An 8,051-nucleotide genomic window follows, 5' to 3' on the forward strand; every position below is an offset into this window, starting at 1 on the left:
TCGGGGCATTCATATTGCTCTAACACTCCTTAAAAAGAGTGGAGAGCCTACTAATAATCATCCCATTATCACTTTTTTTGTGTAGCTTTACACACTGTTTAGAAAGAGTTATAAGCAAAGTAAAAGATGAAACCAACATTATTTGTACTGGCAGCAGGCATGGGCAGCCGTTATGGCGGTCTGAAGCAGCTAGATGGTGTAGGACCTAGTGGCGAAACCATTATGGACTACTCAATTTATGACGCAGTGAAGGCTGGGTTTGGCAAGGTGGTATTTGTGATTCGCAAAGACTTTGAGGAGGATTTCCGCACCAAGGTAGCCAGCAAGTACGAGCATCTTCTGCCAGTAGAGATAGTATTCCAAGCTGTAAACGACCTACCCAATGGCTTCACTTGCCCTGAGGGTCGTACCAAGCCTTGGGGTACCAATCACGCTGTACTCATGGGGCGTGATGTGATTAAGGAGCCATTTGCGGTCATCAATGCCGACGACTTCTACGGACGTGAGAGTTTCGAGGTTCTTGCCGAAGAACTGCGCCGTATGGAGGGCACTACCAACCAGTATTGCATGGTAGGCTATCGTGTAGGCAATACGCTCAGCGAGAGCGGCACTGTAGCCCGTGGTGTATGCGAGACCAATGAGGAGGGCTTCCTCACTGGCGTAGTAGAGCGTACCGATGTGCAGAGGGTAGATGGCGAGATTGTCTTCACCGATGAGTACGGCAAGAAAGTGGCCATAGACGATCATACCCCTGTATCAATGAATATGTGGGGCTTTACACCCGACTACTTCCAGCACTCCGAAGCGGCTTTTGTCTCTTTCCTAGAGCAAAATATCAATAGCGAGAAGGGTGAGTTTTACATCCCCTTCGTGGTCAACCAACTTATTAATAATGGTACATCTACTTGCAAGATACTCGATACCCCTGCCAAGTGGTTTGGTGTCACCTATGCCAATGACCGTCCCGATGTTGTAGCTAAGCTACAGAAGCTCGCCGACGAGGGTACCTATCCACAGAATTTACTCGGGAAGTAAATGCAACCTCTGCCGCTCGGCATCGATATCATTACCATCTATGGACCAACCGCCAGCGGTAAAACTTCTATCGCTGTGCAGTTGGCAGAGATGCTTGGTGCGGTACTCTTTAGTGGAGACTCGCGCCAAGTGTACCGTGGTATGGATATCGGCACAGGCAAGGATCTCTCGGAGTATCAGGTGGGCGGCTACTCTGTCCCCTACCGCATGATTGATGTAGCGGAGGCTGGCGAGCAGTACAACCTACACCGATACATGGGGGACTTTTACAAAGCTTTCGATGCCCTTCCCCAAGAGACTCCTAAGATACTGTGTGGCGGTACCGGACTCTACATGACAGCCGTCCTCGGAGGGTATAAGATGCCCAAAGCGCCTATAGACCACAAGCTACGTGCCGAGCTGGATGCCCTCTCAGTAGAGGGACTCCAAGCTAGGCTATTGGCAGCAGGTGGCAGTTTGGAGGGTATAGACTGCCACAATAGCAGGCGCTTAGTGCGTGCCATAGAATTGGCACTTGCGGGCGAAGTGGAGGTAGAAGAGCGGGCGCCCCTGAGAGGCCCTATCTTCTGTGTGGATGTAAGCCGTGAGGTACGCCGAGAGCGAATCTCGAGAAGACTCTTGGCAAGACTAGAAAAGGGGATGATAGATGAGGTGCGGGGGCTCTTGGAGCAAGTGGAGCCCGATGCACTCATTCGCTACGGACTAGAGTATAAGTTCGTAACGCTCTACCTACTGGATAAACTCAGCTACGAGGAGATGCACCGAGGGCTAGAGACAGCGATACACCAGTTTGCCAAACGACAGATGACGTGGGCGAGAGGGATGGAGCGCAATGGATTTGAGATAGAATATATTAGTCCTCTTGCCACTCCTAGGGAGACAGCAGAGGCGATGAAGGAATTAATTTTCAATAAATATCAGTAACTATTTAATCCAATAGTATGGAGGTACGCATTAGTCGTATTGTGAGTGAGTACTACGAGTACACACGAAAGGATGCAGAGGAGCTACTTCGTCAAGGACGTATCAAGGTAAACGACCAGACCGCTGGCATTGGCGACAAAGCCTCGGTAGAGGACAGGGTAACCCTCGATGATGTGTCGATCCCTCTGAAGGGACTATTTAGGAAGTTTGCCCGTGAGGCAGCTGAGCGCCAGACCGATGAGAAGTATGGAAGCCACAAGAAAGTGGAAGAGAACTTCTCCGATAACCCTAAGAGCAAGGAGCTACGCAAGGGAAGGAAGGACAACCGCAAGAAGCGCCACGGCAAGAATTACGAAGAAGAATATTAATGTTGAGAATAGACTGGATTAGACACACTTCACTAAACATCACAGGGGCGACTTGCTATGGGCAGACCGACCTCAAGGTAGCTGATACGTTTGCCGACGAGGCAGCGGTGGTACGCCATAAGCTAGAAGAGCGACAGTATGATGCGGTATTCACGAGTCCCCTCTCGAGGGCACAGGATCTCTGTACCTTCTGTGGCTACGACGAGATAGCCACACGAGACCCACGCCTCATGGAGCGCAACTTTGGCGAATGGGAACTAAAGCCGTGGACGGAGGTATTCGCGCTTATGAAGGAGCAGCCCGAAAAGTATGTAGATGCTAAGGGCGAGGCAATTCCGCCTAGTGGCGAGACGGTGGACCAACTAATCGAAAGAGTGCGGGCATTTGTACAAGAAGTGAGGAGAGAGCGCTACCGCAGGGTAGCAGTCTTTTGCCATGGAGGGGTCATCAATAGCGCTCGCCTTTGTCAGGGTTTAATAGGGCTAGAAGAGCTCTTTGTAGGAGTACCTGAGTATGGTTCGGTGACCACCCTCGAGTACGCATATTTGGACTAATAGGATTATGTGGTTAGAGATTGCTTTAGTAGTGGTTGGGCTGGCACTCATCTTGGCTGGTGCCAACTTCCTTACCGATGGTGCGGCAGCGATAGCACGGAGGTTAAAGATCCCTCAGCTCATCATAGGGCTTACGATTGTGGCTTTCGGCACCTCCGCTCCCGAGTTATCGGTGAGTGTACTCAGTAGTATCGGTGGCAATGGAGGCATTGCGGTAGGCAATGTGATCGGAAGCAATATCTTTAATATCCTACTCACCCTCGGACTATGTGCCGTGGTGTATCCCATCCCGGTGCAGCGCAACTCCATCCGGTTCGACATCCCCATATCTATCCTCGCCGCCACGGTGATGATGATCTTCGTCTCCGACCCCGCACTCGATGGCGCACCATCATCTATCTCACGTGCCGAGGCTTTGATACTCATCCTATTTGGATTGCTCTTCCTCGGCTACACCATGTATATGGGACGGCAAAATAGAGAGGAGACAGAGGCACCCGCCGAGCGCGAGAAGCACTGGGCGCTAAATGTATTGCTCATCATCGTAGGGCTAGCAGGGCTCATCTATGGTGGCGGTCTATTTGTGGACAATGCTTCGCTCATAGCCAAGAAACTAGGAGTAAGCGACACCCTGATTGGGCTCACCCTAGTGGCTTGGGGCACCTCTGCACCCGAGCTAGCCACCTCGGTAGTCGCAGCACTCAAAAAGAATACTGGTATCGCTGTGGGCAACGTAATTGGGAGCAATATCTTCAATATCTTCTTCGTGCTCGGTATCTCGGGCGTCGTTCACCCATTGCAGCACCTCCAGTTTACTACTCTCGATATCTGGATGCAGTTGATTGCTACAATCATGGCGTTTGCTATGGCACTCTTCTGGGGCAAACGTGAGATCAAACGTCCCGAAGGGCTGATTATGCTACTTCTCTTTATCGCTTACAACGCTGTACTTATCACCAACTCAATATGAATAAGTTACTTACACTACTCCTTGTAGCCCTATTCGCCACAGGCTGCACCCCGTCCAAGGAGAGTCACAAGCCCATCCTATCGGTGAGCCTATTGCCCCAGAAGTACTTCTTGAAGCATATCGTGGGCGACCTCGCCGAGGTTCACGTGCTCGTACCTTACGGTAATAACCCTGAGTACTACGACCCTACCCCAAGAAACATCGCTAAGCTCCAAGACTCACGAGGCTACTTTGCTATCGGCACTCTGCCTTTTGAGCAACAGTGGATCAATGCACTACCCGATAGTGTTGCCGTGATCAACCTTGCGGAAAGGCTACCTCACGACCTCATCCATGGGCATGAGGAAGGTCACGAACACACACATATCCATGGCGACCCGCACTACTGGACTTCGCTACAGGGCGGCAAAGCTATGGCAGAAGCTATCCTAGCGGCTACTATCGAGATATTCCCCGAAAAAGAAGCAGAGCTACGCGCCAATTACGAGAGCCATCTCACCCCCAAGTTTGGCGAGGTCGAAGCCCTCGCCCACGAGGTATTCGGGGAGAGCGATTCGTGCGCTTTCGTCATCTACCACCCCTCCCTATCCCTCTTCGCTAGTGAATGGGGCTTAACCCAGTTGGTGATAGAGGAGAATGGGCTAGAGCCTACCCCCCGTCACTTAGTACAGTTACTAGAAACCGCAAAGGCAATGGACACACGCGCTGTATTGATACAAGAGGAGTTCGACGCAAAGAATACCGAAAACATAGCTCGCCAACTAGGGATAGCACCTCTAACCATCCAGCCGCTTGCGGAAGACTGGACAGCAGAGATGAAACGCCTTATAGAGGTATTTAGGAAGCGATAATGAGCCATCCTATATTGATAGCGAGGAAACTGGAGCTCGGCTACGATGATGAGCCGAGTATCCTAACGGGGCTTGACTTCGAGCTCTATCCCCACGACTTCATCGGTCTTTCCGGTCCTAATGGTGCGGGGAAGACCACTTTTGTCCGTGCTTTGCTAGGGCTCATCATACCCCGTAAGGGGCGTATCACCTACTATACCCCCGAAGGGCAGCAGATAGACCAACTCAATATCGGATATATGCCGCAGCAGAACCGTCTGGATAAGGCTTTCCCCATATCGGTAGAGGAGGTGGTCTTGAGTGGGCTATTCACTCATAATAGTCTGTACTCCACCAAGGAGCAAAGGGCAAAAGCACATGAAGCACTACAGCAAGTGGGCATGCTCGAAGTCGCTCATCGCGCCATAGGAGCACTATCGGGCGGACAGCTCCAGCGCGTACTCCTAGCTCGTGCTATCGTGAGCGAACCCACCCTACTGATTCTTGATGAGCCTACCACCTATGTAGATCGCACTTTCGAAGAGACCCTCCACCAGATGCTCCCTACCCTACAGCAGCACACTGCGCTGATAATGGTATCGCACAATATAGAGCATCTCAAAGACCTCTCCACTCGCATTTACCACATCGACCACACCTTCACCCAGCTCTAAAATAGCTGGCAAAGGACTTCGGGCGACCTCAGTGTGCCCACATCGGGGAAGTGATACGCAAGATAGGCGAGCAGCATATCTAGGAGGGCATTGCGCTCTTGCCGAGAGAGCGGAAGCTCCTCGGGAGATTCGGTAGTGATAAATTGCACCAGTAGTTCAGAACTCCTGCCCAGTGCCTGTTCTTCCAATGTCCAAGCCCTACGGAATGCCCCCTCGGGCAAATCCAATATGTATCCCTCCCGATACCGGCTCTGATCGGGCAGAATACCCATGTGGTGCAGCATCCCTACTACCAAACGGAGGTGAAAAGAGCTCACTCCCCGATCACTCAGAGCCTCCAGCCCCATAATCTCATCCCTAAGGTAACGGTACAGTTCGGCATCGGCACTCCCCGAACGCACGATACGGGTAAGTAGCTCCACCACAAAGAGGGCTACAGCATTGGCAGCAGCATCGACCGATGGACGCATAGGCGCGTGTAGCACGACCGCCTCTCCAGGCAGTTGGATAGTCCTCGTCGGATGATACTCCATAGTCATACGCACTACAGAGAGGGGCATAAAAAGAGCGTTCGCCCTTCCCCTCTTACGAGAGGCAGAGCGAACGACCTTAAATGCGAGCGTCCCAAAACGCTCACTATATGTAGTCACAATACTGGCGCTATCAGAATAACGCACAGCACTGAGCACGATAAGTTCGGTCTCTACGAGCATTAAAGTGCCTTGAGTGTACGGAGCAAGTAGTCGTAAGTCCTAGCTACAGTAGAAATCTCCAGCTTCTCATCGGGAGAGTGTGGGAACTTGATGGTAGGACCAAAGCTAATCATCTGAGTATTTGGCATCACACCCTGTAAGATACCGCACTCTAGACCAGCGTGCATCACCTTCACTGGTGGCTCCACGCCATGCTCCTCCTTAAATACTCGCTTCATCACCTCAAGTACGTGAGAATGTGCATCGGGCTGCCAACCGTTGTAGTCCCCATCGAACTCCACTTCGGCACCAATGAGGGCAAAAGCACTCTCTATGCTCGATGCCACCATCTCCTTGCGGCTCTCGCTAGAGCTACGGGTGAGGAAAGTCACCGTAAGCTCTCCCTCAGCGAGCTTGATGGCAGCTAGGTTGCTAGACGCTTCCACAGTATCGGGGAACTCTGATAGATAAGTGATCACACCATTCTGCACCGCCTCAACAGCCTGGATAACGCTATCGGCAATCTCCTGAGGCACAACCGTCTTAGGTAGGTCGGCAAGACGCTCTACATGTATCTTGATACCGCTCTCTATACCCTGGTACTCGGTGATGTAGAGCGACTCGAACTCTGCAACCCTAGCCTGGAAGTCCTTCACCTCCTCCTCGGGCAGCGTAACCACAGCCCAAGCCTCGCGTGGTATAGCATTGCGGAGCGAACCACCCTGTAGTTCAGCTATAGAGATATTAAATTCCTCGGTAGCCTTCTTCAGGAAGCGTACCATCATCTTATTGGCATTGCCCCTACCGAGGTGGATATCCACGCCCGAGTGACCACCCTTCAGACCATTTAGCGTCACCTTCACCGCAACATCATTAGCTGGTACAGGCTTATCATCCTTATACTCTAGGCGCACATTGATATCTACACCACCAGCACAGCCCACATAGAGTTCGTCCACAAGCTCAGAATCGAGGTTAAGCATGATATCAGCCTTTGAGAAGCCAGCTTCCAGAGCGAAAGCACCCACCATACCTACCTCTTCGTCTATCGTAAAGAGCGCCTCAAGAGGACCATGCTCTAGTGTGTCATCGGATAGCACAGCAAGCGCCATCGATACACCGATACCATTATCGGCACCCAGTGTAGTCTCATTGGCCTTCACCCATTCGCCATCAACACGTGGCTGGATAGGATCCTTGGCAAAGTCGTGCTGCACATGGTTGTTTTTCTGAGGCACCATATCCAAGTGCCCCTGCAATGCTACCACAGGACGATTCTCATACCCCTTTGTGGCAGGCTTGCGTATCAAGATATTACCTACCTTATCTACATGCGTCTCTAATCCCAGTTTTTTTCCTACCGAGGAGACATACTCTACCACCTCCTTCATCTGCCCAGTAGGGCGAGGAATCTGTGTAAGCTCATAAAAATAAGCCCAGACTGCCTCTGGCTTCAGTTTCAAAATCTCATTCGACATAGTAATACTATTCTTTCTGGTTATCAATTTCTATTCACTCCCGACAAGATACCAAAATATCGCTAAACCATCAGATAAAATACACGAAAACACACCCACCTAGCTCCCTTTCGCTACCACCATGCCATACCTCCCCTTAACACAAAGTTCCTTTATAGCTACCAATAAGTCAATAATAAGTATTTTCAATTACTTTAGCTCCTGGGTATCCAGATTCGGATCCATTGGACGACGTATATTATCACGAATAATATATCCAAGAGTACTTAGGATATCGTCGATCCTAGCCTGTTCCATTAGCGGCAGTTCACTAAAGGATGCACTATTTCGAATACCCCACCATAATATCGGGGCAACATCATCTAAGTCATCCCCAAAGAACGCAATCACATCTCCCATCTCTCGAACATACTGATCTGCCAAAGCCGATGGAGCCTGCTTCGTATGCTGAGCATAATAATCCAAAACCAAACCAAAGTCTTGGCTCGATGGACTCTTGAGGAAAGAGACACTGCTATCATTATTT

General features: G+C 50.8%; 10 protein-coding genes. 7 read left to right on the forward strand and 3 right to left on the reverse strand.

All coding sequences use genetic code 11. The features are described 5' to 3' along the window. The first annotated feature begins 126 nt into the window (after positions 1-126). Genes IX315_RS09135 through IX315_RS09165 form a run of 7 tightly spaced genes read left to right on the forward strand, consistent with a single transcriptional unit; the run spans position 127 to position 5,355 of the window. Entirely contained in the window at positions 127-1,035 is a 909-nt protein-coding gene (locus IX315_RS09135) for a glycosyltransferase family protein (RefSeq protein WP_211837399.1), read from the forward strand. Continuing rightward, positions 1,036-1,959, forward strand: coding sequence for a tRNA (adenosine(37)-N6)-dimethylallyltransferase (locus IX315_RS09140; protein WP_211831756.1), 924 nt, complete (start codon positions 1,036-1,038; stop codon positions 1,957-1,959). 17 nt (positions 1,960-1,976) lie between these two features. Further along, positions 1,977-2,327 carry an Hsp15 family protein gene (locus IX315_RS09145; RefSeq protein WP_134849197.1) on the forward strand — a complete coding sequence of 117 codons (351 nt, stop codon included), beginning with the start codon at positions 1,977-1,979 and terminating at the stop codon, positions 2,325-2,327. Further along, the gene (locus IX315_RS09150; protein ID WP_211831760.1) at positions 2,327-2,881 is read left to right on the forward strand and encodes a histidine phosphatase family protein; all 555 of its coding nucleotides are present in this window, start codon (positions 2,327-2,329) and stop codon (positions 2,879-2,881) included. The genes IX315_RS09145 and IX315_RS09150 overlap by 1 nt, the downstream gene beginning before the upstream one ends. A 7-nt stretch (positions 2,882-2,888) precedes the next feature. Next, a complete protein-coding gene (locus tag IX315_RS09155) occupies positions 2,889-3,851 on the forward strand; it encodes a calcium/sodium antiporter (protein ID WP_211637401.1) in 963 nt (320 codons plus the stop codon). Continuing rightward, on the forward strand, positions 3,848-4,702 hold the full coding sequence (locus IX315_RS09160; protein ID WP_211637403.1) for a metal ABC transporter solute-binding protein, Zn/Mn family: 855 nt from the start codon (positions 3,848-3,850) through the stop codon (positions 4,700-4,702). The genes IX315_RS09155 and IX315_RS09160 overlap by 4 nt, the downstream gene beginning before the upstream one ends. Further along, complete coding sequence (locus IX315_RS09165; protein WP_018357694.1) at positions 4,702-5,355, forward strand: metal ABC transporter ATP-binding protein; 654 nt, start codon at positions 4,702-4,704, stop codon at positions 5,353-5,355. Before IX315_RS09160 ends, IX315_RS09165 begins: the two co-directional genes overlap by 1 nt. Here IX315_RS09165 and recO read toward each other — a convergent pair. The 3 genes from recO to IX315_RS09180 form a co-directional block, all read right to left on the reverse strand. Next, on the reverse strand, positions 5,352-6,068 hold the full coding sequence (gene recO, locus IX315_RS09170; protein WP_134849201.1) for a DNA repair protein RecO: 717 nt from the start codon (positions 6,066-6,068) through the stop codon (positions 5,352-5,354). The genes IX315_RS09165 and recO overlap by 4 nt on opposite strands. Then, a complete protein-coding gene (locus IX315_RS09175) occupies positions 6,068-7,525 on the reverse strand; it encodes an aminoacyl-histidine dipeptidase (RefSeq protein WP_134849202.1) in 1,458 nt (485 codons plus the stop codon). Before IX315_RS09175 ends, recO begins: the two co-directional genes overlap by 1 nt. A gap of 189 nt (positions 7,526-7,714) precedes the next feature. Beyond that, positions 7,715-8,051, reverse strand: a 337-nt coding sequence (locus tag IX315_RS09180; protein WP_211637405.1) for a hypothetical protein, incomplete at its 5' end; no start/stop codon positions are given.

It is taken from the genome of Porphyromonas levii, from assembly GCF_018206105.1.
GTDB classification, from domain to species: Bacteria; Bacteroidota; Bacteroidia; order Bacteroidales; family Porphyromonadaceae; genus Porphyromonas_A; species Porphyromonas_A levii.